Source organism: Rhizobium sp. WSM1274 (genome assembly GCF_025200775.1).
In the GTDB taxonomy this organism is placed as follows: domain Bacteria; phylum Pseudomonadota; class Alphaproteobacteria; order Rhizobiales; family Rhizobiaceae; genus Rhizobium; species Rhizobium leguminosarum_I.
In genome coordinates, this window is the sequence record NZ_CP104138.1 from 2,913,784 (window position 1) to 2,938,764 (window position 24,981).

Here is a 24,981-nt window from a genome sequence, read left to right on the forward strand (position 1 = left end):
ACACTCAATAAGACACCAGCAAGGCCGATCCGCCCTCCCCGAATTTCGGCTCGATGCCGAGAATGGGGGCCGCGCGGCTGATGATCTCGCGGGCGATCGGACCGGCGGTACCGGCCGAGATCGTTCCGCCATAGGCCTTCTCACCGGTCTTCGGCTCGTCGCAGAAGGTGATCACCGCATATTTGGGGTCGTTGATCGGGAATGCGGCGATGAAGGAATTGAAATTCAGGGTCGCCGAATAACGCCCGTTCACCACCTTGTCAGCCGTGCCGGTCTTGCTGCCGACGGAAAAGCCCGGCACGCGGGCGACGCGCCCGGATCCCTTGTAGCCGTTGAAGTCAAGGAGATAGCGAATCTCGTCGCTGGTCGACTTCTTGATCACCTGCGTGGCGATCTCATCAGCCTGCTCGCGCGTGCGCGGCAGGAATGTCGGCTCTATCAGCTTGCCGCCATTGACGAGAGCGGCGGCCGCCACCCCTGTCTGCAGCGCCGTCGTCGAGACGCCATGGCCAAAGGAAATTGTGATCGAATTGATTTTCTTCCAGACGCGCGGCTGGCTCGGCATCTTCACTTCGGGCAGCTCGGTCTGCATCTTCGTCAAGAGGCCGAACTTGGTCAGATAGTCCTTCTGCGCGTCGATGCCGACGATGTCGATGACGCGCGCAGTGCCGATATTCGACGAATATTGGAAAATCTCGGGAACAGTCAGCCAGCGGCGCTGCCCGTGAAAATCGTGGATAGTGAAACCGCCGATATAGATCGATTTGCTGGCATCGAAACTGTCGGTCATCTTCACCTTGCCGCTATCGAGCGCCATGGCCAGCGAAAAGGTCTTGAAGGTCGAGCCCATTTCGAAGGTGCCGTTGGTCATCCGGTTGAGCCAACCCTCCTTGGCGCCTTCCTGCGGATCGTTCGGATCGAAATCCGGCGCCGATGCCATCGCCAGCACTTCTCCCGTATGCACGTCGATGACCGCAGCACCCGCGCCCTCGGACTGAAAGTTGTTGACGGCGTTGACGACCGCGTCCCGCACGATGTTCTGCACGCGCAGGTCGATCGATAGCCGCACCGGCTCGAGCGGCTGGTCGCTGGTCATGCCGACGGAGGCGAGATCGGCCAACCCCTGGTCGTCGATAAATTTCTCCATGCCGGCGACACCGCGGTTGTCGATGTTGACGTAACCGAGGATATGCGCGGCGGTCGAGCCGCCCGGATAGAAGCGGCGCTTCTCCGGCCGGAAGCCGATCCCGGGAATGCCGAGCGCCAGGATCTGGCTCTGCTGCTTCGGCGTCAGCTGCCGGCGCAGCCAGGCGAAATGCGAGGTCTTGACCGAGAGTTTCTTGTAGGTGTCCTTGACGTCGAGCTCGGGCAGCACCGTCGCGAGCTTCTCGACCGCCTCGTCGGCGTCGACGATCTTGTTCGGTTCGGCAAACAGCGAGACGGTACGGATGTCCGTCGCCAGCACCTCGCCGTTGCGGTCGAGAATGTCGGGGCGCGAGGCCATCAGCCGGTCGGGCGGCAGGATGCTGGAGACGACCTCCTGGTCCTTCATCGCATATTCGACGAGACGGCCGCCGATGACCGCGTAGACACCCATGAAGCCAAGGATCAGCAGGCCGACGCGGCTTTTTGCCTGCCCTGATTTCTTCTTGCGCGATCCCTCGATCGCCAAGCCGGCGGGGGAAGGACCACCGAAGCGGTTATAGACGCCGGCGGAGAAATGCGCCTGGCTCTTCAAAACCATGATGCGGGAAAGAAACGACATTATTCCTCCACCGATCCGGTTTCGATCTGATCTGCATCCTCTGCCTCACCGCGCGGCGAAGGCGTTGGAATGGGTTGTGCCTTGGCGATGGCTTGCGCGCCCTTGGCGGTGTCTGGCGCGCCCTTGGCACTGGCCACGGTCGCGCCTTTGGCGCTGGCCTCGGTCTTGGCGCTGGCCTCGGTCGCGCTTTTGGCGCTGACCTTGGCCTCCGTCACATCAGGCACGGGAACCTCGGATTTCAGCATCGGCAATTCCTTGGCATGCACCAGCGCCGTCGATTCCGTCGGCTGCAGCTTCAATTCGTCATTATAGGCTCTGACCAGTCGCTCCAGCCGGTTCGGCTGCGATTGCAGCGCCCAGTCGGCCTTGAGAAGGTCGATCGTGTCCTTCTCGAGCTTGATCTCGGCTTCGAGGCGGTGAACCTCCTCGAGCTTCAATTCGGCGCGGTGCTTGATCGTGTAGGTTACGGCGGCAGTGGCCGTCATGACGCCGATGAGCACGAGATCAAACGTTTTCAGCATATCAACCACCAAGCTTTCCGAGGCTGGCAAGATTGGGAAACCCGAAGAGCGACATATCCGCGGCTTCGGCGGCAGCGCCGGTCCTCAGGCCAGCGCGAAGCTTGGCGGAGCGGGCACGCGGATTGATCTCCGCCTCCGCCTCGCTTGCCGAAACCATCGGCTTGCCGATGACCGCAAAGGTTGCGGCTCGCTCATGTGCGACCGGCAGGTGCCGCGAACCCGACGCCTTGCCGGCGCGGTCGGAGAAGAATTTCTTGACGATGCGGTCTTCGAGCGAATGGAAGGTGACGACGACAAGCCGCCCGCCGGGTTTCAGCGCCGTTTCCGCCGCAAACAGCGCCTGCGCCAATTCGCCAAGCTCGTCATTCACGAAGATACGCAATGCCTGGAAGACGCGCGTTGCCGGATGAATCTTGTCCTTCATCTTGCGCGGCGTGACGAGCTCGATGAGACCGGCGAGATCGCGCGTCGTTTCGAACGGCTTTTCGGCGCGGCGCTTCTCGATCGCATGGGCGATGCGCGGCGCCTGGCTTTCCTCACCGAGAAAATGGAAGATGCGGATGAGATCGGCGACCTTGGCGCGGTTGACGACATCGGCGGCCGAAACGCCTTCGGCCGACATGCGCATGTCGAGCGGACCTTTTTTCTGGAAGGAGAAGCCGCGCTCGGCCTCGTCGATCTGCATGGAAGAGACGCCGATATCGAGCACGACGCCGTCGAGCCCGCCCGGCGGCGCGTAATCGCCAAGATGCGAGAATTGCGAATGAACGAGCTTGAGATGGCCGCCATGGGCAGCGACCATCGCTTGGCCCGCCGCAATTGCCGTCGGATCGCGGTCGAGCGCGATCACGTCGGCGCCGGCGGCAAGGATGGCCGAGCTGTAGCCGCCCGCACCGAATGTACCATCGAGGATGATCTTGCCGGGCGCGGGCGCCAGCGCCGCAACGACTTCGTCGAGAAGAACCGGAATGTGACGAACCGGTCCGCCACCGGCATCAGTTGAACCTCCGCCAGGATTCGCCACCATTCCGTTTCCTCGTTCTTTCAGGAGCGCTTGCCCGCCAGCTTGCGCTCCCCTCGTGCTTGCGCCTGTGCGGCCACAAAAGCCTGCGGCTGCCAGAGCTGAAAATGATCCGCCCGACCGACGAAGGTCACTTCGTCCGAGATGCCAGTGAAGCCCCGAATGAAATCCGTGACCATCAGCCGCCCCTCGGCGTCGAGCTTCATGAAGACCCCGCCTCCATGAATGAGAAGCGACATCTCGTTCGCATCCGGCGAAAACGGATCCTCCGCAGCAATCTGCCGTTCGAATCTTTCGAGAAGATCCGGACCGCCGACGCTGATCGCCGGAAACACAAAGTCCTGAAAGCAGTAGAGCTCCTGGACGTTGCGCTGCGCCAGCACGGAACGGAAAGCCGAAGGCACGGAGACCCTGCCCTTGGCGTCGATCCTGTTGGTCGCGTTCGAAAGGAAGCGGCTCATCACTCGAAACATCCGTTCCCGCAGGGATCCGGACCAAAAAACGCCCGAAACTCCCGATATCAGGCACAGCTTCGCAAGCCGGATGAGCAAAAACCCTTCCGACGCTTCCGGAGAGGAAGACGCCTTTGCTTTGCGATGAATGGGCAGATGATTGCCCTGGTGCAGTGCGCATTTGGGATAGCATGGGACCATATGGGCGTCAATGGGATACGCCCATTTTGCAATGGACGCATGATCAAAAATTTATAAGCCGTTAAGTTTAACAAAGGGTTAGCAGCTCGCCTTACAAATCACACGCATTGGTACCGCTACATGGAAAATTCATCCTATGGATGCATGAACATCGGATTGAAAACAGCCGGTTTCAGCGACTTACGCGGAAAATCCGGCTGCCGCGCCGTTAAGATGGTAATCGCCAGTTGGCCTGTAAGCCGGGTTCTGTATGGCTCCGGCGTGAACCGGAACGTGGCAGCCATTCCTCTGGGACAGCGTTCGCACGCTGCCTCACGCAACCTACCCGGATGACTGGCCTGGAAACCGGCCGGAAGGCCTTTCGGCCTGCCGCGTCATCCCTATTCGGTCTTGCTCCCGGTGGGGTTTACCGTGCCATTTCCGTTGCCGGAGATGCGGTGGGCTCTTACCCCACCCTTTCACCCTTACCTGTCATGACAGGCGGTTTGCTTTCTGTGGCACTTTCCCTGAGGTCGCCCTCGCCGGACGTTATCCGGCACCGTGTTTCCGTGGAGCCCGGACTTTCCTCACCCTACCGCCTTTCGGCATTGGTAAAGCGCGGCTGCCCAGCCAACTGGCACGGCTCCCATAAACGAGAGGGATCGCAATTGCTATCGAAATAAACGATATCGCTCAGAGCAATTCCAGCAACACTGCGCATCGGTTTTGCGTCCGGAATTGCGGAACAACAAAAAAGAGAGCACCCCCGTGGTTCGGAGAAAAACGGAAATGCTCTAGCGAAATTGCGGTGTGAAATCCGTGGAATAGCCCTGTCCGCCGATTCCGCCTGACAAAAGCAGCTCGGCCCCAAGCCGGCCGATTTCGTCCGAGCTCTTGGCCGACGTTCCGGCACAGCCCGTGAGCACCGCGATTTCTAGCGATGAGGTGTAGCCAATCATCGGGTAGCCGCTTTCCGTATGCGACACGACGCAGGCCGCCGTCGAAATCGAGAGCGGCACGATATCGGGCACGAGACCTTCAACGATGCGTTTGAGATGCGCGCGCACCGTATCGCGGCCCTCGGTCTTGAACCAGGCGCGCATATCGGCGTCGTCGCTGAGTGCCATATCGTCAGGATCGCCGCCGATCTTCAAGTAGAATTTGCCGTCGGGATACCGGATGGGCGGCAGCAGGTAGATTTCGATGCCGGGCGCCCGGAGAATGAGCGACGGCATCGCGGCCAGGCGCGCAGCATCGGCCTCGCTTACCTCGAAAAGCGTCACGGTCCGGGCATAAACCGTCATGGCAAGGGGCCGCGGCAACAGATTCTCCGCAATGGAAAATCCGCCCGCTGCCAGCAGCACTTTTTCACCGCGGCAGGTCCGGCCGCCTGATGTTTCGACGACAGCGACGCCGCCCTCGCTGCGGATCGAAACGACATAGTCACGAATGACGGTGGCGCCTGCCTTTTCGGCGAGCAGCGACTGCGCGTTGACCAGGCTGCGCGGACTGATGTGGCCCGCCCCCTTCGCCTCGAAGACGCCGGCGCCACCATCAGGAAAGGCGAAAAAGGGAAAAGCGGCCTTCAGGCCGGCCCCATCGAGAAGGCGAGTCTCGACACCGAGCGAGATGGCGGCCTGTCGGGTTCTCTCGAGATAATCGCTCTGCGTCGGCGCGACGACGGCACAGCCGACCTCGCGATAGAAGTCGATGCCGCTGTCGCGAGCGATCTCGCCATAACGGCCGATCGAACGGTTGGCGAGCAGCGCCCAATTGCGGTCGGGATCGATGGTACGGGTGATGCGCCCCTCGTCGTAATGGCTGGCGAAGACGCCCTGATGCGCCTTGCGGTCATCAGGCTCGTCCGGACCGATCACTGCGACACCGTCCACTTGCCGCGCCAGATGCCGCGCCGCCGCTGCCCCCATGAGCCCGCGGCCGACGACGATATATTTGAAATCGACTGCCATGCTTTTCGTCTCTACGACGCCGCCTGTCTTTTCAGACCCGCAAAGGACGCTGCATCATCTTGAATTGCTGCGAAGACCGGCGTCAGTTCGCCGCCGAAATCCTGATCGCCGAGCCGTCCTTCCGCCAGAAGTACCGCTCCCAGCCGCCCGAGTTCGTCGGAGGACTTGGCCGCGACGAAATTGCCCCCAGTCAGCACAGCGACGCGTGGCGACTGCGTAAATCCGGCATAGGAATAACCGGTCGGCGTGAAATTGGCCACGCAGGGCGCCGAAGTCACGCGGCAGCCGGCAAGCTCCGGCATCAGCTGCAAGGCGACACGCGAGAGATGATCGCGCTCGGCAGCACTGCCGTCGGAACGGAACCACGCGCCGGCATCCTCCAACCTCTCGAAGCAAAGCGCCTCGGTGTCGCCACCGAGTTTCAGATAGGCCTTGCCGTCGGGATAACGCACTGGCGGCAGGATATAGATGTGGTCCTCTTCCCGGTCACCGAGCACGATCGTCGACGTCATATCGCCGAAAACCGCCATCTCGCGCTCGCCGATTTCGTAGAAAGCGACGGTGCGCGCCATAACCCTGGTATCGACGGGACGCGGCAGCAGGGCATGGAAATTGCCGAAACCGCCGGCGGCGACCAGCACACGTTCGGCGCTGTCACTTCTGCCGCCGGCCGTCACCTCGACATGGGAACCGGCGTCGTGCACGGATGTCGCGGTTGCCTCGATAAGCGAGACACCACCCTGTTCGGCAAGCTTGATCTGCGCCCGCACCAGCGCCCGCGGATTGATGTGGCCGGCGCGCTTACGCTCGAAATATCCGCTGAAATCAGGGTCAAAGGCAAGATAGGGAAAACGTTGGGGAAGCTCCGGCGGTGTGATGGTCTCGATATCGCTGCCGAGCGACCGGCTGACGGCCAGTGCCCGGTTGATATAGTCCTGCTCGTCCGTCGGGGTCGGACCGGCAAAGAGGCAACCGACCTCCGAATGGAAGGAAATGCCGCTCCTTGCCTCGATCTCGCCGTAGCGGTCGAGCGCGCGGGCGGCGAAGGTTCCCCAGGCAAGATTGCCGTCGAAAGTGCGGGTGATGCGCGCTTCGTCGTAGTGGCTGGCGAAGACGCCGTGATGGGCCTTGCGCTGGTCCGGCTCACGCGGGCCGATCAGCGCGATGCCGTCGGCCATCGAGGAGAGATGCCGTGCGGCGGCGGCACCCATCATGCCGCATCCGATGATGATGAACCTGAAATCGACTGCCATATCCCACCTCGTTTCAAGGCGGGATATCACGGCAAGCGTGCTGATTCATATCCGTAAAAATGCCGCAAGGGAATTTCGTCCCGACGCGACTGGCTATGCTCAGTCGAGCATCGCTAGGACCTTGCCGCAATAGGTCTTCGACACCGGGTTCATGCGCGTGGCGGCATGACCGGCATTGTATTTTAGGATGGTGTTGCAGGTCTCGCCACCACCGAGATCATGGGCGGCAGCCAGATATTTCATGCCATACTTGATGTTGGTTTCCGGGTCGAACAAGCCCTTGGCGCTGCCAGAATAGCCCATCATGCGGGCAGTGGCAGGCTTTATCTGCATGAGGCCGATCTCACCGTGGCTGCCGCGCGCATTCGGATTGAAATTGCTTTCGATGCGGATGACCGCGGTCGCAAGCGCAACCGGTACATTATATTGGTTCGCATATTTGCTGATCAGTGCGGAATAGAAATTGCCGGAAACATCGGCGACGGGATAGCCGCTCTGGCGCTCGACCGTCTTCAGCGGGCGTTCCGCCGTCTTGAGCGGACGCTTCGCGGGCTTGACCGAACGCTCCGCTTTTTTCAACGGACGCTCTGTCTTCTTCGAAGGACGCTCGACTTTCTTCACCGGCGCATCGGCTCGCACACCCCAACCATTCGCAAAGGCAAAGCTATTTCCCGCCAGCACCATGCCAACGCATGTTGCAGCAACAACAATCAGTTTTCTCATGTAGTCTTGAACACTCCGACCCAAAGAATTTCCGGACGGCGCGCCTCGCTGTCATAATGAATACCAGATCAAGGATGGATCTGGATTCGCGGTAATTCTTATCGTTTCATATAGCGCCCGTGGTTTAACTTGAAAACAACCCCCGGCACCGCTTAGCGGCGTTCTTAGACCATCGTAATGCGGAGATAATAGGGAAATGATGTGGCGAGGCGGTTTTCTCGCCGGTCGCCAAAAAACCGTCCTGATATCCGGCTCTTCCGGTCAGGAATAATGCGGCAACGCCGACAGCAACCGGTGCAGCGTGTCGATCGTCGAGAAATCGGCAATGCCATCCACCCGTTCGGGCCGGAAATGGCGCTGGAAAGCTTCCACGTCGCCTGCCGTTTTTTCGGAGAATTCACCCGTGATTTCAGTGCTGTAACCATAAAGAGACAGCATCGATTGCAGCGCTTCCACAGGTTGGCCGGTATCGCCGCGCTGGAAGAAGCGCCCACCGGTGATCGTTGCCGGCTCGACCCAGTGGCCGATGCCTGCCCGGTGGAGCTCGGCCCAGGGGAATTTCTCACCCGGATCGACCTTGCGGATCGGGGCGACATCGGAATGCCCGAGCACCCGTTCCGGCACGATCGACCAACGTTTGACACAGTCGCGACACAATTCGACCACCGCGGCGATCTGCTCTTTCGGATAATCAGGGAGCCCGCCGGGATGGCCGGCATTGGCGATCTCGATGCCGATCGACAGCGAATTGATATCGGTCTCGCCGTGCCAACTGCTTTTTCCCGCATGCCAGGCACGTTGCATTTCCGGCACGAGCTGCACCACCTCGCCGTTCTCATGCACGAAATAATGGCTGGAAACCTGGCTCTCGGCGCGACAGAGCCAGTCGAGCGCACCATCTGCCGTCGGCATGCCGGTATAGTGCAGCAGGATCATGTCGGGACGGCGCCCATCCGCCCGTTCGCCATGGTTCGGCGAAGGCTGCACGCGGGCGCTTCTGCAGTCGGCCTCGAAAGAGGTCATGCGGCGCGGCGTTCCTTCTCGATCGCCTCATAGGCCGCGTTCAGCGCCGCCATGCGCTCATTGGCGATCACATGGAATTCCTTCGGCACGCCACGCGAGATCAGCCGATCGGGATGATGTTCGCTGACGAGGCCGTAGTAACGGCGGCGGATGGACGGGAAATCATCCGAAGGCGAGACGCCGAGCACCTTGTAGGGATCGCCGCCGGACGAGACGTGGCGGGCGGCAATCTGCTCGAAGCGGGTCTCGCTCATCTGGAAGATCTCACCGATATGGCGCAGAAAATTCAGTTCCTTCTCGTGGATCAGCCCGTCGGCCTTGGCGATGTGGAAGAGGCCGTCGAGCACGTCTTCCAGCACCGTGCAATTGGCCGCACAGGTGACGCACAGCGTGGAGAGTCGTTCGGCATAGGCTTCGTAGCCGGCAACGTCTTGGCGCGCGAGGTTATAAAGCCTGGCGACGTTCTTTGCCTGATCCTGCGGGAATTCGAAGATTTCGCGAAAGGCTTCGACCTCCTTCTCGCTGACGATGCCGTCGGCCTTGGCCATCTTGGCCGACAGCGCGATGATCGCCACGGAGAAAGCCACCTTACGCCGGGTCTCGGGATCGCCTTCGAAAACCGTGCGGATAGCCTCGACCACCGCAGACAGCGCATTGCCTGCAGTATTGCCAATGGCATTCAACAGTTTTTCCCAGAAGGACATCGAAAATCTCACACACTTGTCAACTTATAGGCAAACAGCTTGACCAAAGAATCGCAGCCTTTGCAAGGCGACTATTGGTCGTAGGGCCGAACACAGTTTTCACGATTTGGTAATTGTCGCACCGCAGCAAACGTTTCATCGCGCCCGCTTCATCTCGTATAAGGCGCCTGGCCGGCAGTCGCCGGCATCGCCCGGCACGTGGACTCCGGTGCGCGCGACGGAAATTTCCACAACAGTTCTCGGCAAGCAGATCGGGCTTGAAACGATTATATCGTACTTCCAGTCGCCTTTGCAGTCCAACGCGGCAGAAAGGCGCGCTTTTCGTAAATTCTTTACTTTACAGGCCCCTTTCCCTGCCGCATCCATGCGCTAGGTAACGCCGCCGCACCAAAAACGCCATAGGAGGGATCATGGCCAAGCAGAAAGTCGCAATGCTGACCGCCGGAGGCCTGGCGCCTTGTCTCTCTTCCGCTGTCGGCGGCCTCATCGAACGCTACAGCGACGTCGCGCCCGATCTCGATATCGTCGCCTACAAGTCGGGCTACCAGGGTGTGCTCATCGGCGACAGCCTCGAGATCACCCGCGAGATGCGCGAAAAGGCGCCGCTGCTGCACCGCTATGGCGGCTCGCCGATCGGCAATAGCCGAGTCAAGCTCACCAATGCCGCCGACTGCGTCAAGCGCGGTCTGGTCAAGGAAGGCGAGAACCCGCTGCGGGTCGCCGCCGAACGCCTTGCCAATGACGGCATCACCATTCTCCACACGATCGGCGGCGACGACACGAACACCACGGCCGCCGACCTTGCGGCCTACCTCGCCGCCAACGGCTACGATCTGACCGTCGTCGGCCTGCCGAAGACTGTCGACAATGACATCGTACCGATCCGCCAGTCGCTCGGCGCCTGGACGGCCGCCGAAGTTGGCGCGCATTTCTTCGACAATGTCGGCAACGAGCAGACGGCCGCGCCGCGCACTCTCGTCATCCACGAGGTGATGGGCCGCCATTCTGGCTGGCTGACGGCCGCCACCGCTCGCGCCTATCTCCAGCGCACCAGCGGCAACCAGTATGTCGATGGCCTGATGATGAACGCACATCTGAAGAGCATCGACGCCGTCTACCTTCCTGAGATGGCCTTCGACCTCGACGCTGAGGCCGCCCGTCTGAAGGAGAGCATGGACCGCAACGGCCACGCTACCGTCTTCGTCTCGGAAGGCGCCTGCCTCGACGCCATCGTCGCCGAGCGCGAAGCCGCCGGCGAGACCGTCAAGCGCGACGCCTTTGGCCATGTGAAGATCGACACGATCAATGTCGGCGCCTGGTTCCAGAAGCAGTTCGCCAATCTCTTGAACGCCGAGCGTTCCCTCGTGCAGAAATCGGGCTATTTCGCTCGCTCCGCGCCTGCCAACGGCGACGACCTCAGGCTGATCCAGAGCATGGTCGATCTCGCCGTCGAAAGCGCTCTCAATAAAATCTCCGGCGTCACCGGGCACGACGAAGGCCAGAACGGTAAATTGCGCACTATAGAATTCCCGCGCATCAAGGGCGGCAAGACTTTTGATCTTTCGACGGGATGGTTTGCCGAAGTCATGGACAATATAGGCCAGAAATACAAAGAAGCGTGATTGACGGATGGTTAATATGATGTCTTTGCTTATTCCTGAGGAATAGGAGGAGACACCATGTCACTTGAAGCTTGGCTCGCTTTTGCGGCTGCATCCGCCATCATGCTGGCCATACCGGGACCGACGATACTGCTCGTCGTTTCCTATGCGCTCGGTCATGGACGCAGGACGGCGTTTGCGACGGTGAGCGGCGTGGCGCTTGGTGACTTCACGGCGATGACGGCTTCTCTCTTCGGTCTCGGCGCCGTTCTGGCCGCCTCCGCGACCCTCTTCACCGTCTTGAAGTGGATCGGCGGCGCCTACCTGATCTGGCTGGGAATCAAGCTCTGGCGGGCTCCCATCATCGGCGAACCGGTTGCCGACAACGACAATCTGCCGGAGGAGAAGTCGCTCAAGATCTTCCTCCACGCCTATGTCGTCACCGCCCTCAATCCGAAGAGCATCATCTTCTTCGTCGCTTTCGTGCCGCAGTTCCTCAATCCGGCCCTGCCCTTTGTCGGGCAGATGGCGATCATGGAAGCGACCTTCCTTGTACTGGCGATCCTCAACGCCTCCACCTACGCTTTTCTCGCCCATACCGCGCGCGGATTGATTCGCAAGGCGAGCATCCAGCGCGCCGTAAACCGCACCGGAGGCACTCTGCTGATCGCTGCAGGTGCCGTAACGGCCGGGTATCGCCGTATTGCAGCCTAGAAATATTCCGTGGTTGCCGGAATGTCACGAATAGGTTAATGGGGTCACCAGGGCTTAAGGTTTTTAGTAACTTTTATACGCTGCCGGGGCGGCGCGATTTCACGAAAGTGGCGGAATGGTAGCGATCGGATTATGCGGCCTGAAACGCAGTCTTGTCGTTTCCACGATACTCTGCGGCATGATAACGGGATGTGCGAGCGTCGAATACACGTCCCAGGCCGAACTGACCGCTGTCCAGACCGTCGTGCCGATGCCGAAACCCGGCGAAGATGCAACACTCGCCGCGATCCCGACAGCCGAAGGTGCAGCCGTGGCCGACGCCACCATTCCCCAGGCATCATCCTCCTCCCTGACCGCAACGGCGATGCCGGCCGTGACAGCTTCTCAGCCTGGCGATCTTACAATGCAGCCGGCAGCCTATGCGCAGATCCCGCTGACGCCCGAGATGACGGCGATCCAGTCCGTCGTGCCGACGCCGCGTCCGGGAACGCCGGCACAGCCGACGACGCAGCTTGCCTTTGCCGCCACACCGCAGAACAGCGCGCTTGCAGCACTGGCCGCAGTCGACACCACGCCGCGCGCCAGCATGGACTACGGTTTCGACGAATCCGGGCCGATCGATCCGCCGACGGCGCCACCGATGTTCAGCGATGACGACAAAGACGATGCGCCGACGGTCGAGAAGAGCTTCGTCACCAAGCTCATCGCCAAATATTCGAAGCTCTACGAAATTCCCGAGACGCTGCTCCACCGCATCGTCCATCGCGAGAGCCGCTATAATCCAAAGGCCTACAACAAGCGCGGCTATTTCGGCCTCATGCAGATCAAGTACAACACCGCCAAGTCCATGGGTTATGACGGTGCCCCGGGTGGCCTCTTTGATGCCGAGACCAACATCAAATATGCCGCGAAATATCTGCGCGGCGCCTGGCTCGTCTCCGACAATAAGGAAGACGATGCCGTCCGCCTGTATGCGCGCGGCTATTATTACGACGCCAAGCGCAAGGGCATGACCGACATCGCCCAAGGAAATTATTGAAATCTGGAGATAACGGCTGAAGCCCTTGCCTATGGCAGTGGCTGAGCTTGTCGTTGCGATCCGGCCTGCTGCTGCGGCGCCCCCGATTGCGGCAGGGCCGCCAGGATCGCCTTCAGCAGCACCTGCGGCTGATAGTTGAGCCGGCTCGGCGTCAGGCCAAGTCTGACGACCACCAGATTGGCGGAGGGGACGATCGCCATGCTCTGCCCGTCATGTCCCGTCAGCCAGAACGTATCCTCCGGCAGCCCGGCCTCAGCGCTCGAGTTGTCGCCGGGGCCAGCCAGCCAGGCCTGACCTTGCGTATACCGCCCGTTCGAAGCCGCCGTCGGAGTGCGCATGGCGCCGACGAAACCCTCCGGCAACAGCCGCTGGCCATTCCAGACGCCGTCCTGGAGCAGGAACTGCCCGAAGCGCGCCCAGTCATGCGCCGTCGCATAGAGATAGGAGCTTCCGGCAAAGGTGCCGCGCGCATCGAGCTCGAACACGGCGCTCGTCATGCCGAGCGGCGAAAACAACGCATCGTGCGGATAAGAAAAGGCCGCCTGAGTATTGCCGACCCTGTCCATCCAGATGCGCGACAGCAGCACGGCCGTGCCACTCGAATAGCGGAAGCGTTGGCCGGGTGCGGCCTCCATCGGCGCATTGGCCGGCAGCGATACCATGTCGGGATTGAGGTAGAGCATGCGCGTCACATCGGCGACGTCGCCATAGTCCTCATTGAAGGCAAGGCCGCTCTCCATGCCAAGCAGGTCGGAAACCTTGATCCTGGCGCGCGCATCGTTCTTCCACTGCGCCAGCAGCTTATCATCGTCGAAGGAGATCTTGCCCCCGAGCATCAGCCGGCCGAGGATCGTCGCATTCACCGTCTTCGTCATCGACCAGCCGATCAGCGGCGTCTTCGCCGAGAAGCCGGGGCCATAGGCCTCAGTGACGATGCGGCCATCGCGCACCACCACGATCGCCCGCATTGCCGGGCCGGCAACTCCGGTATCGGCAAGCAGCGCGGCGATCTTTCCGTCCTGCTGATCGCCGGTGCCCTCACCCTCCGGCCATAATGCATCGTTCGCCTGCACCTTGGCCGGCGGATCGAAGGGCACCGCATTCGCCGCCGCCTCGAAATTGCCGTCCGGCACGCTCGTGCAGCCGAAAGCGCCGCGATAGAGCGCATAACTCGGCGCAAACAGCCCCATGAAGCGCGCCGTCACACGGTCGTTGTCGCGGTCGACGCTGACGCGCACCAGCCGCAGCAACGGATTTCCGGGCGCCTGGACATCGTCATGGAGCACATCCTCAGCCTCTCGGCCAGCAATGAAGACGTTGGAACAGACGATCTTGGCGGCATAACCGTCGCCGACGCGCAGCAATTCCGGCGGCCGGATGAAGAGCCAGGCGGCAGCAGCGATGACGACGAGAACGAGAAGGAGAGCGAGCGCCTTCAGGATACGCAGGACAAATCGCATGGCATTCCTCCCTGCCGGGAGAGAAGCAGGAATCGCACGCGCCGGAAAGGGGGCCGGAACGAAGAAGGCTCGTCATTGCGATCATTTTCCCAGGAGTGCGGGCAATCGCTTTTCGCGAGAGCAAACGATCGCTCTCCCAAGGAGGTCGAAGTCTCCGAAGAACGGTGCCCCACAGCCCGCGTCATCAAACTGTAGCAGAGGCGCGTTACACGCCCTGAACGCTAAAAAGGTGACAGACTCATGTCAGAATTTGCACCGGATGCCGGCTTCCGCAAGAACCGGAAACTCAAGGACGCCCTTCTCCGCCACAAGGCTTTTTCGAAGGATGGCTTTTCCGAGCGTCTCTTCGGCCTTCTCTTTTCCGGCCTCGTCTATCCGCAGATCTGGGAGGATCCGGATCTCGACATGCAGGCGATGGAGCTGAAGCCCAACCATCGCATCGTCACCATCGGTTCTGGCGGCTGCAACATGCTCGCCTATCTCTCCAAGGCGCCGGCCTCAATCGACGTCGTCGATCTCAACCCGCATCACATCGCCCTGAACCGCCTGAAGCTTGCCGCCTTCAAACACCTTCCCGGCCATGCCGATCTCGTCCGCTTCCTGGCGATGCCGAACGAGAAGTCGAACAGTCGCGCCTACGACCAGCATCTCGCCGCCCGCCTCGATGAGGCGACCCGCAGCTACTGGAACGGCCGCAAATTCGGCCGCCGCCGTGTCACCGTCTTCGACCGCAACATCTACGAAACCGGTCTGCTCGGCCGCTTCATCGGCGCGGCCCATCTTCTTGCCCGCCTGCATGGCGTCAAGCTGCGCGAGATGACCAAGACCCGCTCGATCCGCGAGCAGCGCCAGTTCTTCGACGAGCAGATCGCGCCGCTCTTCGAAAAGCCGGTCGTGCGCTGGATCACCGGTCGCAAGAGCTCGCTCTTCGGCCTCGGCATTCCGCCGCAGCAATATGACGAGCTCGCAAGCCTTGCGGCCGATCATTCGATCGCGCCGGTGTTGAAGCACCGCCTGGAAAAGCTCGCCTGTCATTTCCCGATGAGCGACAACTATTTCGCCTGGCAGGCCTTCGGCCGCCGCTACGGCACCGAAGCGGAAGGCCCGCTGCCGACCTATCTGAAGTCGGAACACTATGAGGTGATCCGTGCCAACGTCGACCGCGTCAACGTCCACCACGCAAGCTTTACCGAGCTTCTCGCTCGCGAGCCGGCCGCCTCGCGCGACCGCTACATCCTGCTCGACGCACAGGACTGGATGACCGACGAGCAACTGAACGACGTCTGGACTGAAATCACCCGCACGGCGCGCGAAGGCGCCCGTGTGATCTTCCGCACCGCCGCAGAAAAAAGCATTATCGAAGGCCGCCTGGCGCCTGTGATCCGCGACCAGTGGGATTACTTCGAGGAGAAGTCGCGTGAACTGACCGCGCTCGATCGTTCGGCAATCTACGGCGGCTTCCACATTTACGGGAAGAAGGCGTGAGCAAGGTCGGCACTGAGGCGGCGGGAAAGAGCAATGAACATGCCAGCCTGATGGATGGCATGTACCGCTACCAGCGGCATATCTACGACCTGACCCGCAAATATTACCTTCTCGGCCGCGACAGCACGATCCGCCATCTCGACGTGCCCGAAGGCGGCACTCTGCTTGAAGTCGGCTGCGGCACCGGGCGCAACATGGCCTTCGCCCACAGGCATTTCCCGACCGCCAAACTGTTCGGCCTCGACATTTCCCAGGAAATGCTGATTTCGGCGCGCAGGACCTTCGCCACCAAGGCGACCATCCCGGAATTCCGCGTCGCCGATGCCACGGCGTTCACACCGCGCGAATTCGGCGTCAGCGGCTTCGACCGCATCCTGATTTCCTATGCCCTGTCGATGATCCCGGACTGGGAGCGCGCCGTCGATGCATCGATCGCCGCACTCAATCCCGGCGGCCAGCTGCACATCGTCGATTTCGGCCAGCAAGAAGGTTTGCCGGGCTGGTTCCAGCGCATGCTGCAGTCCTGGCTTGCGAAATTCCACGTCACCCCGCGCGCCGATCTGCGTGAGGTTCTGGAAGCGCAAGCCCATGAAAACAACGCGATATTGTTGTTCGATACCGTCGCCGGCGGTTATGCCTGGCGGGCTGCCATTATCAGCAAGCGCTTATAATTCGCTTGAAACTAACCGATTTTTTACGTTGATATGGTGAAAAGAGGATTATTCCTCTGCTGGGCTCGTCATCTTCGAAGGTCAGGCTGTGGGGCAAAGAGATCATTCGAGTTACGACAGGACGCCCATGCGCCGGTTTTTGTTTTGCGTTTTGCCCCTGGCCATCCTGCTGGCCGGCTGCAGCTCTTCCGGTCATGACTATCTCGAAACGGCGTCGATCAAACCGAAGACACGCTTCAAGGATACCGATCCGCAGGATTTCGGGGCGAAGCATCCGCAGGAGAACGCGATCCACGGCATCGACATCTCCAAATGGCAGGGCGATATCGACTGGGGCACGGTGAAGAATTCCGGAGTGGCCTTTGCCTTCATCAAGGCGACGGAAGGCAAGGACAGGGTCGATCCGCGCTTCGACGAATACTGGCGCGAGGCCCGCGCCGCCGGCATCCCGCACGCTCCCTATCATTTCTATTATTTCTGCTCCTCCGCCGACGAGCAGGCCGACTGGTTCATCCGCAATGTGCCGAAGGAGGCCATGCGCCTGCCGCCGGTGCTTGACGTCGAATGGAACGCCGAATCGAAGACTTGTCGCTACCGCCCCGACGCTGAAACGGTGCGTGCCGCAATGCAGCGTTTCATGGATCGGCTGGAGGCCTATTACGGCAAGCGCCCGATCATCTATACCTCGGTGGATTTCCATCGCGACAATCTCGCCGGCTACTTCCAGGATTATCATTTCTGGGTCCGTTCAGTGGCAAAACATCCCGAGGTGACCTACTCCGACCGCCGCTGGGCCTTCTGGCAATATACCTCGACCGGCGTTATTCCCGGCATCAATGGTCCCACAGATATCAATGTCTTCGCCGGCAGCGCAAAGAACTGGAACAATTGGGTCGCGGCCGTTTCCAAGGATAGAAATTCTTAGTAACGTCTTGCGATGTTTCTTGCTTCCGTCACATTCGTCTGTGAAAGCGACGGCAATCTGTTTGATATAAGGACCGCATCCATGCACCGCTCGCTCGCAAGCCGCTCTGCACTCGCTCTTCTGTTTGCCCTCGCCCTCGCAGGCGGCGCGGCCGCCCAGCAGGCGCCAGACGCAGCCCCGGCAGCGCCCTGCGGCGACGATCTGTCAGCCTTCCTCGACGGCGTCAAGAAAGATGCGGTCGCAGCCGGCGCAAGTGCGGCAGCCGCCGACGAGGCCTTCGCCGGCGCCGAGATCGACCCCAAGGTCCTGAGCCGTGATCGCGCTCAGGGCGTCTTCAAGCAGACCTTCCTCGAATTCTCCCAGCGCACCGTCAGCCAGGCCCGCCTCGACATCGGCCGCCAGAAGATGAAGCAATTTGCCGACGTCTTTGCTCGCGCCGAGCAGGAGTTCGGCGTCCCGCCGGGCGTCATCACCGCCTTCTGGGCGATGGAAACCGACTTCGGCGCCGTCCAGGGCGATTTCAACACCCGCAACGCCCTGGTGACGCTGTCGCATGACTGCCGCCGCCCGGAACTCTTCCGCCCGCAACTGATCGCCCTTGTCGAGATGGTTCAGCACGGCGACCTCGACCCCGCCACCAATACCGGCGCTTGGGCCGGCGAGATCGGCCAGGTGCAGATGCTGCCGCGCGACATCGTTGCCTATGGCATGGATGGCGACGGTGACGGTCATATCCGCCTGAAGCAAAGCAGCCCGGACGCCATCCTGACGGCGGCGAAATTCATCCAGCATCTCGGCTTCGAGCGCGGCCAACCCTGGCTGCAGGAAGTGACTCTGCCCGATAATCTGCCCTGGGAAAAATCCGGCCTCGGCGGCACGATGAAAGCGGGAGAGTGGTTCGCGCTCGGCGTCAAGCCGCGTGACGGCAATACCGCATTCGGCAACCTCGAAGGCGACCTCGTTCTGCCGCAGGGCCGCATGGGGCCGGCCTTCATCGCCTATCCCAATTTCAAGATCTATCTCGAATGGAACAAGTCGTTCATCTACACGACCTCGGCTGCCTATTTCGGGACGCGTCTTTCGGGCGCCGAGCCCTATCTCAAGGGCGTGCCGGAACAGGGGCTCGCCAGCGACCAGATGAAGGCGCTGCAGACCAAGCTGCAGTCGCTTGGCCATGATGTCGGCGAGATCGACGGCATCCTCGGCTCCGGCACGCGTGTCGCGATCCAGAAGGAACAGCAGCGCCTCGGCATGCCCGCCGATGGCTGGGCGACGCCTGCCCTTCTCAACGCTCTCTGATCTCCGCTGACTTTTTACCGCCGCCCGCTTCGCAAGAAACGGGTGGCGCGATCCGCTACTTGCGCTAAAGGATCAAGTCGAAATCCGGTGCCGGCTTTCGGCAAGACGAGCGGCTCACGGTGGAGGAAGCGACGTGGACAGCAGGATGAATGCTTGGACCTGGGGCCTGCTGGTCCTGCTCGGCCTGATCTGGGGCGGCTCCTTCTTCTTTGCCCGCATCGCCGTCCAGCATGTGCCGCCGCTGACCCTCGTCTTCTTCAGGCTGCTGCTCGCGGCGCTGGCGCTGCATATCTATATCGCCGGCCGTTTCGACTTCTATGCGATCCTCAAGGCCCGCTGGCGCGAATTCCTGATCCTCGGGCTCATCAACAATGCCCTGCCGCACGCGCTGATCTTCTTCGGCCAGACCCGCATCGGCGCCGGTCTTGCGGCGATCCTGAATGCGACGACACCGATCTGGACCGTGCTGATCGCCAACTACTTCACCTCAGACGAGAAGCTGTCGCCGGCAAAGATCGCCGGCTGCCTCGTTGGCCTGATCGGAACGATCGTGCTGATCGGACCCGGCATGTCGGCCGGCGGTGAAGCCCCGCTCTGGGCACTGCTTCTTCCCGTGCTTGCCGCCATCTCCTATGGCTTCGCCGCCACTTACGGCAAACGCTTCAAGGATGTTCCTGCCCCTGTCACCGCAGCCGGCCAGTTGACCGCCTCCTCGCTGATTGCGCTGCCGCTGTCGCTGCTGACCGATCGTCCCTGGGCGCTTGCCGCACCGCCGCTGGATGCGCTCCTGGCCATCCTGGCGCTGGCGCTACTGTCGACGGCCTTCGGCTACATCCTCTATTTCCGGATCATGGCGACCGCCGGTGCCACCAACGCCTCGCTCGTCACGCTGCTGGTGCCGCCGAGCGCCATTCTTCTCGGCGTGCTTTTCCTCGGCGAAAGGCTCGCACTTGGCGAATTGGCCGGCATGGCGCTGATCGGTTTCGGCCTCATCATTCTCGATGGCCGCGCCTATCGCCTGCTGGCGAAAGCTGTTTGATACCGGTTGCGAATTTCGTATGTTTTCAACCGGTTGCCGATCCGCCATGTTTTAGGCGCATAGGTAAATCCACAATCGCCTGATTTAACGGCATGTTAAATTGTGTGAACAAAAAACTGTTGAAAATTATCTATTTATTTCAAAGGTTTGCAAGAGCACCATTCGACTTATCCACCGAACCGTTCTGCAGCGCAGCATAAGATCTGCTTCCCAACCGACATATTTCAGACATATTATCGGCCGGTTAACGCGAGGAGACAGACATGGGACTCACGCAATCCTTGAATGTTCTGTTGGTCAGTGCTGCGTTTGCTTTTGTCTTGTCCATGCTCTTCATCTGAGCCGGCCGACGAAGGTGTGACGACTGATAGTGCCTGAACTCCTGAATAGCTGATCAATCCGCCAACGAAAAAGCGCATGTCCCGCCCGACATGCGCTTTTCACTTTTACAGCGCCGCGCGTCTTTCAGACGCGCAAAGATCAGGCGGCTGCGCCCGCACTTTTTGCCGCCGGGCGGGAGAGGCCGAGATTGTCGAGCACGGCGGAAACCAGCGGCGCACGGTTCATCGTATAGAGATGGAAATCATGGATGCCACGCCGGACGAGATCCTCGATCTGTTCGGCGGCGACCTCGGCGGCGACCTTCGCCCGCTCCTCGGGCTTGTCGTCGAATCCTGCAAAGCGTTCGTCGAGGAAGGCGGGGATGATTGTGCCGCAGGCCCCGGCGAAGCGTTTCAGCTGCGTCAGGTTCTGGATCGGCATGATGCCGGGCACAACGGGGATCGAGATGCCGGCGCCGCGCACCCGTTCCAGGTAGCGCTCGAAATTGTCGTTGTCGAAGAAGAATTGCGTCAGCGCCCGGTCGGCGCCATTGTCGGCCTTGCGCTTCAGCATGTCGATATCGGCCGCCGTATCGCGGCTCTCCGGGTGTTTTTCCGGATAGGCGGAGACCGAAATCTCGAAATCGCCAATTTCCTTGAGGCCGGCCACCAGCTCCGCGGCATTGGCATAACCGCCTGGATGCGGCTGGTAGGGCGCGCCGGCGCCGCCTGGCGCATCGCCGCGCAGCGCCACGAAATGCGTCACGCCGGCTTTGCGGAAGGTGTCGACCACCTGGTGCGTCTCTTCCTTCGTCGCACCGACGCAAGTGAGATGCGAAGCAGTGGCAAGCGGCGTCTGCGACAGGAACCGCGTGACGGTGGAAAGTGTCGGCGCTTTGGTGGTGCCGCCGGCGCCATAGGTCACCGACACGAAATCCGGGTCCCAGTCCTGCAACTGGCCGACGGCGTGCCAGAGCTGGCCTTCCATCTCCTCCGATTTAGGCGGGAAGAATTCGAAAGAGACTCTAATGTCGTTGCGGCCGCGTGCTTCGTTTTTCAAAGCCATGTCATACCCTCCCGGCAAATGTAGGTTCAGCGCCCTCGCTCGTCTGCGAAGCCATCAAGCGCCTCGGATCGCGCGCGAGCCAGACGGTGACCGTCAAGCCTTGCCCGCTTTGCTGACCCGGATGAAGATCGACGGCCTGCTCGACGTCGAGCCCGGCCTTGCGCAGCCAGTCGGACATCGCCTGGTGCGAAAAGCCGAGACGGACATGCGCATGCTCGTCGCGGAGATATTCGAGCGTGTGCGGCGCCAGGTCGATGACCACGAGCCGACCGCCCGGCCGGAGCATGCGCGCCGCTTCCGCGATCGCAATTTCCGGCTGATCGAAGAAATGCAGCACCTGATGGATCGTCACCAGGTCGAAATCCTGTCCCTCGAACGGCAGGTTCAGGATATCGGCGTGGCGCACGGTGGCCTTGGTGATGCGGGACTTGTCGAGATTGGCGCGCGCCACGCTCAGCATGTCACGGCTGGCATCGACGCCGATCGCCCGGCGGTAGAGGCCGGACAGAAGCTCGAGGATGCGGCCGGTGCCGGTGCCGAGATCAAGCAAAGAATCGATCGGCTGGTTACCGAGCAGCCGGATGACGGCAGCGTCGACCTCCTCATCAGCCGCATGCAGGCGGCGAAGCTCGTCCCATTCGGCCGCGTTGCGGCTGAAATAGGCCTGCGCCCGCTCGGCGCGCTGACGCTTGACTTGCGACAGCCGCTCGCCATCGCGAAGGATGGTCGGATCGTTCTCGGAGACATGCTTGAGCAGGGCCCGCACCAGCATGGCCGCCTTGCCATCCTGCTTCAGACGGAAATAGGCCCAAGCGCCCTCCTGATATCGTTCGATCAGTTCGGCTTCGCCGAGCAGCTTCAGATGGCGGGAGATGCGCGGCTGGGACTGGCCGAGAATTTCGGTAAGATCGGTGACCGTCAGGTCGCCGCCGTCAAGAAGCGCCAGAAGACGCAGGCGCGTGGGCTCGCCGGCCGCCTTCAAGACGTCCACCAGCGCATCCAGTCCAAGCTTCAACGGTTCGCTCATCTCTAATCCAATCAAGACATAAAGATATCTTTATGTGATTTGAAAAGCAGTGGCAAGCAGCAATTCGCTCTCTCCACGAAATTGCCTGCTCAGATTGCGACAGAGCCCGACATGAAAAAGCCCCAGCGAATGAACTGAACCCCGAGGTTGGATGTCCAACTTTCGGGGTCAGTTCAGAACCGGGGCTCTCACAAACGAAAAATGGGTGAAATCAGCGTGTCAGACGCTTATGGGCCTGGCTGCCCGGGTTGAGGGCGTCGGGGCCGAGACGACGAACCTTGTCCTGTTCATAATCCTCGAAGTTGCCTTCGAACCATTCGACATGGCCGTCGCCTTCGAAAGCCAGAATATGCGTCGCCAGCCGGTCGAGGAACATGCGATCATGGCTGATGATGATGGCGCAGCCGGCGAAGTTTTCCAGCGCGTTTTCAAGGGCACCCAGCGTTTCCGTATCGAGGTCGTTGGTCGGTTCGTCGAGCAGCAGAACGTTGCCGCCGGCCTTCAGCATCTTGGCAAGGTGAACGCGGTTGCGCTGACCACCGGAGAGATTGCCGACCTTCTGCTGCTGATCGCCGCCCTTGAAGTTGAAGGCGCCGCAATAGGCGCGGGAGTTCATGTCGAACTTGCCGAGCTTGATGATTTCGGCGCCGCCGGAAATTTCCTCCCAGACCGTCTTGTCGGCCGCAAGGGTGTCACGGCTCTGGTCGACATAACCGAGATGCACGGTTTCGCCGATGCGGATCGAACCCCCATCCGGCTTTTCCTGGCCGGTGATCATCCTGAATAGCGTCGTCTTGCCGGCGCCATTCGGGCCGATGATACCGACGATGCCGCCGGGCGGCAGCTTGATCGACAGGTCGTTGATCAGCGTGCGGCCCTCGAAGCCCTTGGTGACGCCCTCCATCTCGATGACCACCTGGCCGAGGCGCTCGCTGACCGGGATGATGATCTGCGCGTCGCCGGGACGCTGCTTCTCGGCGGCATCCACCAACTGCTCGTAGGACTTGATACGGGCCTTGGACTTGGCCTGACGGGCCTTCGGGCTGGAAGCGATCCATTCCTGTTCGCGGCTGATCGCCTTCTGGCGCGATGCGTCTTCGCGGCTTTCCTGCAGCATGCGCTTGGCTTTCGCCTGCAGGTAGGCCGAATAGTTGCCCTCGTAAGGAATGCCACGGCCGCGGTCGAGTTCGAGGATCCATCCGGTGACGTTGTCCAGGAAGTAGCGATCGTGGGTAATCATCATCACGGCGCCCGGATAGTCGCGTAGATGTTTTTCGAGCCAGGCGATGGTTTCGGCGTCCAGGTGATTGGTCGGTTCGTCGAGCAGCAGCAGGTCCGGCTGCGAAAGCAGCAGGCGGCAGAGCGCGACACGGCGTCGCTCACCACCCGAAAGGCTGGTGACATCGGCGTCGCGCGGCGGGCAGCGCAGCGCTTCCATCGCCATTTCGACCTGGCTTTCCAGATCCCAGAGGTTCTGGCTATCGATGACGTCCTGAAGCTTGGCGCCCTCTTCCGCCGTCTCGTCGGAATAGTTCATCATCAATTCATTGTAGCGATCGAGGACAGCCGTCTTCGAGGCAACGCCTTCCATGACGTTCTCGAACACCGTCTTGTTTGCATCGAGATGCGGCTCCTGCTCCAGATAGCCGACGGTCGCACCTTCGGCGAGCCAGGCTTCGCCGGTATACTCCTTGTCTTGGCCTGCGATGATGCGCAGCACGGTGGATTTACCCGCGCCGTTCGGACCAAGGATACCGATCTTGGCATCCGGGTAGAACGAAAGGTGGATATTCTCCAGGATCTTCTTGTTGCCATAGGCCTTGTTAAGGCCGGACATATGATAGATGAACTGACGTGCCATGCTGCGCTGCTCCGGGCGGGAAACTTTGATTGTGCCGCTATGTAGGCGAAACAGCGCCTCCGGGCAACGCCGAAACCCGGTTTACTCAGGATTTCCGGTCAAAAGCCCGCAGCATCGACGACGCCCTCGTCGCAGCCGAACGACGTTTTTCCAGCACCCTGGATCAGATCGGCAAGCCCGGCACTTTTCGCCGATGCCGCTCCGGCGGCTTCCGAAAGCCCGATCGTCAGTTCGCTGATCATCCTGATATTGCCGGCCCGCCGGCAGCTCATCTTGACGCGGTCGCCGGCACCCGGCCCAAAACTCTTGTCGAAAGCCGCCTTGATCGCTTCGGCCTTGACCGGCTTGCCGATATTGGCAGCGAAGAGATCGCGCACGGCCGACGCGTTCAGTGCGCCCACCAGATGCACGCCGACACCGAAATAGTCGTCGGCGCTCATCTTCGTGCAGGTGCCATGCTTCACCCATTCATGCCGTTCCAGGCCGGATTCCGTGCCGGGCATCGCCTTTGCCAGCGCCGCCTGCGTCTCTGCCGCAAGCGTGACCTCCGGCAGCTTGTTCCAGTCGCCATCCTTGTCGGCGGTCTTCTGCTCGGCGCTCACCCCGCAATAATCCTCCCGCATCGGCCAGAGCCCGTGCAACGAGAAGTTCGTCGCGTCGGGGCGCTCGCCGGTCTGGCTTGCGCATTCGGCCTTCTTCTGGTTCGTCTGGCAAAAGGCCGGCTGCCAGCTCGCCGCCAGAATGAAGCGGGTGCGCCCGCCGGCCTCCTGCGCCACGGCGGCGCCGGCAACAACCATCGACACGGCAAACGTCAAGGTACGCAACTGCATGCTGCTCATTTCAACCCCCAAAAAAGAACAAT

General features: G+C 61.1%; 22 protein-coding genes and 1 other RNA gene. 8 read left to right on the forward strand and 15 right to left on the reverse strand.

Features of this window, described 5'->3' with window-relative positions:
* Nucleotides 1-4: 4 nt before the first annotated feature.
* From N2600_RS14715 to N2600_RS14760, 10 genes are all read right to left on the reverse strand, one after another.
* Nucleotides 5-1,765, reverse strand: coding sequence for a peptidoglycan D,D-transpeptidase FtsI family protein (locus tag N2600_RS14715; RefSeq protein WP_260296619.1), 1,761 nt, complete (start codon nt 1,763-1,765; stop codon nt 5-7).
* Nucleotides 1,765-2,286 carry a cell division protein FtsL gene (ftsL, locus tag N2600_RS14720; protein WP_026154234.1) on the reverse strand — a complete coding sequence of 174 codons (522 nt, stop codon included), beginning with the start codon at nt 2,284-2,286 and terminating at the stop codon, nt 1,765-1,767. Before ftsL ends, N2600_RS14715 begins: the two co-directional genes overlap by 1 nt.
* 1 nt (nt 2,287) lies before the next feature.
* Entirely contained in the window at nt 2,288-3,313 is a 1,026-nt protein-coding gene (rsmH, locus tag N2600_RS14725; protein ID WP_260296621.1) for a 16S rRNA (cytosine(1402)-N(4))-methyltransferase RsmH, read from the reverse strand.
* Between the two features lie 17 nt (nt 3,314-3,330).
* A complete protein-coding gene (gene mraZ / locus N2600_RS14730; RefSeq protein ID WP_024320776.1) occupies nt 3,331-3,768 on the reverse strand; it encodes a division/cell wall cluster transcriptional repressor MraZ in 438 nt (145 codons plus the stop codon).
* Nucleotides 3,769-4,179: 411 nt separating this feature from the next.
* An RNA gene (gene rnpB, locus N2600_RS14735) (RNase P RNA component class A) lies at nt 4,180-4,577 on the reverse strand.
* A 156-nt stretch (nt 4,578-4,733) separates the two neighbouring features.
* The gene (locus N2600_RS14740) at nt 4,734-5,909 is read right to left on the reverse strand and encodes an NAD(P)/FAD-dependent oxidoreductase (RefSeq protein ID WP_260296623.1); all 1,176 of its coding nucleotides are present in this window, start codon (nt 5,907-5,909) and stop codon (nt 4,734-4,736) included.
* A gap of 11 nt (nt 5,910-5,920) precedes the next feature.
* On the reverse strand, nt 5,921-7,162 hold the full coding sequence (locus N2600_RS14745) for an NAD(P)/FAD-dependent oxidoreductase (RefSeq protein ID WP_260296624.1): 1,242 nt from the start codon (nt 7,160-7,162) through the stop codon (nt 5,921-5,923).
* A gap of 99 nt (nt 7,163-7,261) precedes the next feature.
* Nucleotides 7,262-7,885 carry a lytic transglycosylase domain-containing protein gene (locus tag N2600_RS14750; RefSeq protein WP_222279951.1) on the reverse strand — a complete coding sequence of 208 codons (624 nt, stop codon included), beginning with the start codon at nt 7,883-7,885 and terminating at the stop codon, nt 7,262-7,264.
* A 261-nt stretch (nt 7,886-8,146) separates the two neighbouring features.
* A complete protein-coding gene (locus N2600_RS14755) occupies nt 8,147-8,908 on the reverse strand; it encodes an N-acetylmuramoyl-L-alanine amidase (protein WP_260296625.1) in 762 nt (253 codons plus the stop codon).
* Nucleotides 8,905-9,612, reverse strand: a complete 708-nt coding sequence (locus N2600_RS14760; RefSeq protein WP_222279949.1) for a J domain-containing protein — start codon at nt 9,610-9,612, stop codon at nt 8,905-8,907. The genes N2600_RS14755 and N2600_RS14760 overlap by 4 nt, the downstream gene beginning before the upstream one ends.
* Before the next feature lie 410 nt (nt 9,613-10,022).
* On the opposite strand from N2600_RS14760, the gene N2600_RS14765 reads away from it, so the two are divergent.
* From N2600_RS14765 to N2600_RS14775, 3 genes are all read left to right on the forward strand, one after another.
* Complete coding sequence (locus N2600_RS14765; protein ID WP_017965117.1) at nt 10,023-11,234, forward strand: pyrophosphate--fructose-6-phosphate 1-phosphotransferase; 1,212 nt, start codon at nt 10,023-10,025, stop codon at nt 11,232-11,234.
* A gap of 57 nt (nt 11,235-11,291) precedes the next feature.
* Entirely contained in the window at nt 11,292-11,927 is a 636-nt protein-coding gene (locus N2600_RS14770; RefSeq protein ID WP_017965118.1) for a LysE family translocator, read from the forward strand.
* A 115-nt stretch (nt 11,928-12,042) separates the two neighbouring features.
* Nucleotides 12,043-12,966: a lytic transglycosylase domain-containing protein gene (locus tag N2600_RS14775; protein WP_170254966.1), complete on the forward strand. Its 924-nt coding sequence runs from the start codon at nt 12,043-12,045 to the stop codon at nt 12,964-12,966.
* A gap of 29 nt (nt 12,967-12,995) precedes the next feature.
* Here the strand turns inward: N2600_RS14775 and N2600_RS14780 are convergent, their stop codons facing one another.
* Nucleotides 12,996-14,426 carry a serine hydrolase domain-containing protein gene (locus tag N2600_RS14780; protein WP_260296626.1) on the reverse strand — a complete coding sequence of 477 codons (1,431 nt, stop codon included), beginning with the start codon at nt 14,424-14,426 and terminating at the stop codon, nt 12,996-12,998.
* Between the two features lie 240 nt (nt 14,427-14,666).
* Between N2600_RS14780 and N2600_RS14785 the strand changes: the two genes are divergently transcribed.
* The 5 genes from N2600_RS14785 (at nt 14,667) to N2600_RS14805 (ending at nt 19,845) form a co-directional block, all read left to right on the forward strand.
* The gene (locus N2600_RS14785) at nt 14,667-15,911 is read left to right on the forward strand and encodes a DUF3419 family protein (protein ID WP_017965121.1); all 1,245 of its coding nucleotides are present in this window, start codon (nt 14,667-14,669) and stop codon (nt 15,909-15,911) included.
* Nucleotides 15,908-16,582: a class I SAM-dependent methyltransferase gene (locus N2600_RS14790; RefSeq protein WP_260296627.1), complete on the forward strand. Its 675-nt coding sequence runs from the start codon at nt 15,908-15,910 to the stop codon at nt 16,580-16,582. Before N2600_RS14785 ends, N2600_RS14790 begins: the two co-directional genes overlap by 4 nt.
* Nucleotides 16,583-16,709: 127 nt before the next feature.
* Nucleotides 16,710-17,507, forward strand: a complete 798-nt coding sequence (locus N2600_RS14795) for a glycoside hydrolase family 25 protein (protein ID WP_162115947.1) — start codon at nt 16,710-16,712, stop codon at nt 17,505-17,507.
* A gap of 81 nt (nt 17,508-17,588) precedes the next feature.
* On the forward strand, nt 17,589-18,806 hold the full coding sequence (locus N2600_RS14800; RefSeq protein ID WP_222291620.1) for a lytic murein transglycosylase: 1,218 nt from the start codon (nt 17,589-17,591) through the stop codon (nt 18,804-18,806).
* Between the two features lie 133 nt (nt 18,807-18,939).
* Nucleotides 18,940-19,845, forward strand: coding sequence for a DMT family transporter (locus tag N2600_RS14805; protein WP_162115945.1), 906 nt, complete (start codon nt 18,940-18,942; stop codon nt 19,843-19,845).
* A 480-nt stretch (nt 19,846-20,325) separates the two neighbouring features.
* Here N2600_RS14805 and metF read toward each other — a convergent pair whose 3' ends face one another.
* The 4 genes from metF to N2600_RS14825 all read right to left on the reverse strand — a co-directional run bounded on the left by metF (nt 20,326) and on the right by N2600_RS14825 (nt 24,958).
* Entirely contained in the window at nt 20,326-21,231 is a 906-nt protein-coding gene (metF, locus tag N2600_RS14810) for a methylenetetrahydrofolate reductase [NAD(P)H] (protein WP_017965126.1), read from the reverse strand.
* A 1-nt stretch (nt 21,232) separates the two neighbouring features.
* Nucleotides 21,233-22,258 carry an ArsR/SmtB family transcription factor gene (locus N2600_RS14815; RefSeq protein ID WP_018494816.1) on the reverse strand — a complete coding sequence of 342 codons (1,026 nt, stop codon included), beginning with the start codon at nt 22,256-22,258 and terminating at the stop codon, nt 21,233-21,235.
* Between the two features lie 211 nt (nt 22,259-22,469).
* Nucleotides 22,470-24,119, reverse strand: a complete 1,650-nt coding sequence (gene ettA / locus N2600_RS14820) for an energy-dependent translational throttle protein EttA (protein ID WP_162115944.1) — start codon at nt 24,117-24,119, stop codon at nt 22,470-22,472.
* 98 nt (nt 24,120-24,217) lie between these two features.
* Nucleotides 24,218-24,958 (reverse strand): ribonuclease T2 family protein, encoded by a 741-nt coding sequence (locus tag N2600_RS14825; RefSeq protein WP_260296635.1) that lies wholly within the window; start codon nt 24,956-24,958, stop codon nt 24,218-24,220.
* Nucleotides 24,959-24,981: the final 23 nt, after the last annotated feature.

Coding starts and splice junctions, on each gene's coding strand:
- N2600_RS14825 (WP_260296635.1), bottom strand. CDS start 24,958: ATGAGCAGCATGCAGTTGCGTACCTTGACGTTTGCCGTGTCGATGGTT.
- rsmH (WP_260296621.1), bottom strand. CDS start 3,313: ATGGTGGCGAATCCTGGCGGAGGTTCAACTGATGCCGGTGGCGGACCG.
- N2600_RS14770 (WP_017965118.1), top strand. CDS start 11,292: ATGTCACTTGAAGCTTGGCTCGCTTTTGCGGCTGCATCCGCCATCATG.
- N2600_RS14795 (WP_162115947.1), top strand. CDS start 16,710: ATGCGCCGGTTTTTGTTTTGCGTTTTGCCCCTGGCCATCCTGCTGGCC.
- N2600_RS14775 (WP_170254966.1), top strand. CDS start 12,043: ATGGTAGCGATCGGATTATGCGGCCTGAAACGCAGTCTTGTCGTTTCC.
- N2600_RS14765 (WP_017965117.1), top strand. CDS start 10,023: ATGGCCAAGCAGAAAGTCGCAATGCTGACCGCCGGAGGCCTGGCGCCT.
- metF (WP_017965126.1), bottom strand. CDS start 21,231: ATGGCTTTGAAAAACGAAGCACGCGGCCGCAACGACATTAGAGTCTCT.
- N2600_RS14715 (WP_260296619.1), bottom strand. CDS start 1,765: ATGTCGTTTCTTTCCCGCATCATGGTTTTGAAGAGCCAGGCGCATTTC.
- N2600_RS14740 (WP_260296623.1), bottom strand. CDS start 5,909: ATGGCAGTCGATTTCAAATATATCGTCGTCGGCCGCGGGCTCATGGGG.
- N2600_RS14745 (WP_260296624.1), bottom strand. CDS start 7,162: ATGGCAGTCGATTTCAGGTTCATCATCATCGGATGCGGCATGATGGGT.
- ftsL (WP_026154234.1), bottom strand. CDS start 2,286: ATGCTGAAAACGTTTGATCTCGTGCTCATCGGCGTCATGACGGCCACT.
- N2600_RS14780 (WP_260296626.1), bottom strand. CDS start 14,426: ATGCGATTTGTCCTGCGTATCCTGAAGGCGCTCGCTCTCCTTCTCGTT.
- ettA (WP_162115944.1), bottom strand. CDS start 24,119: ATGGCACGTCAGTTCATCTATCATATGTCCGGCCTTAACAAGGCCTAT.
- N2600_RS14750 (WP_222279951.1), bottom strand. CDS start 7,885: ATGAGAAAACTGATTGTTGTTGCTGCAACATGCGTTGGCATGGTGCTG.
- mraZ (WP_024320776.1), bottom strand. CDS start 3,768: ATGAGCCGCTTCCTTTCGAACGCGACCAACAGGATCGACGCCAAGGGC.
- N2600_RS14785 (WP_017965121.1), top strand. CDS start 14,667: ATGTCAGAATTTGCACCGGATGCCGGCTTCCGCAAGAACCGGAAACTC.
- N2600_RS14755 (WP_260296625.1), bottom strand. CDS start 8,908: ATGACCTCTTTCGAGGCCGACTGCAGAAGCGCCCGCGTGCAGCCTTCG.
- N2600_RS14815 (WP_018494816.1), bottom strand. CDS start 22,258: ATGAGCGAACCGTTGAAGCTTGGACTGGATGCGCTGGTGGACGTCTTG.
- N2600_RS14760 (WP_222279949.1), bottom strand. CDS start 9,612: ATGTCCTTCTGGGAAAAACTGTTGAATGCCATTGGCAATACTGCAGGC.
- N2600_RS14800 (WP_222291620.1), top strand. CDS start 17,589: ATGCACCGCTCGCTCGCAAGCCGCTCTGCACTCGCTCTTCTGTTTGCC.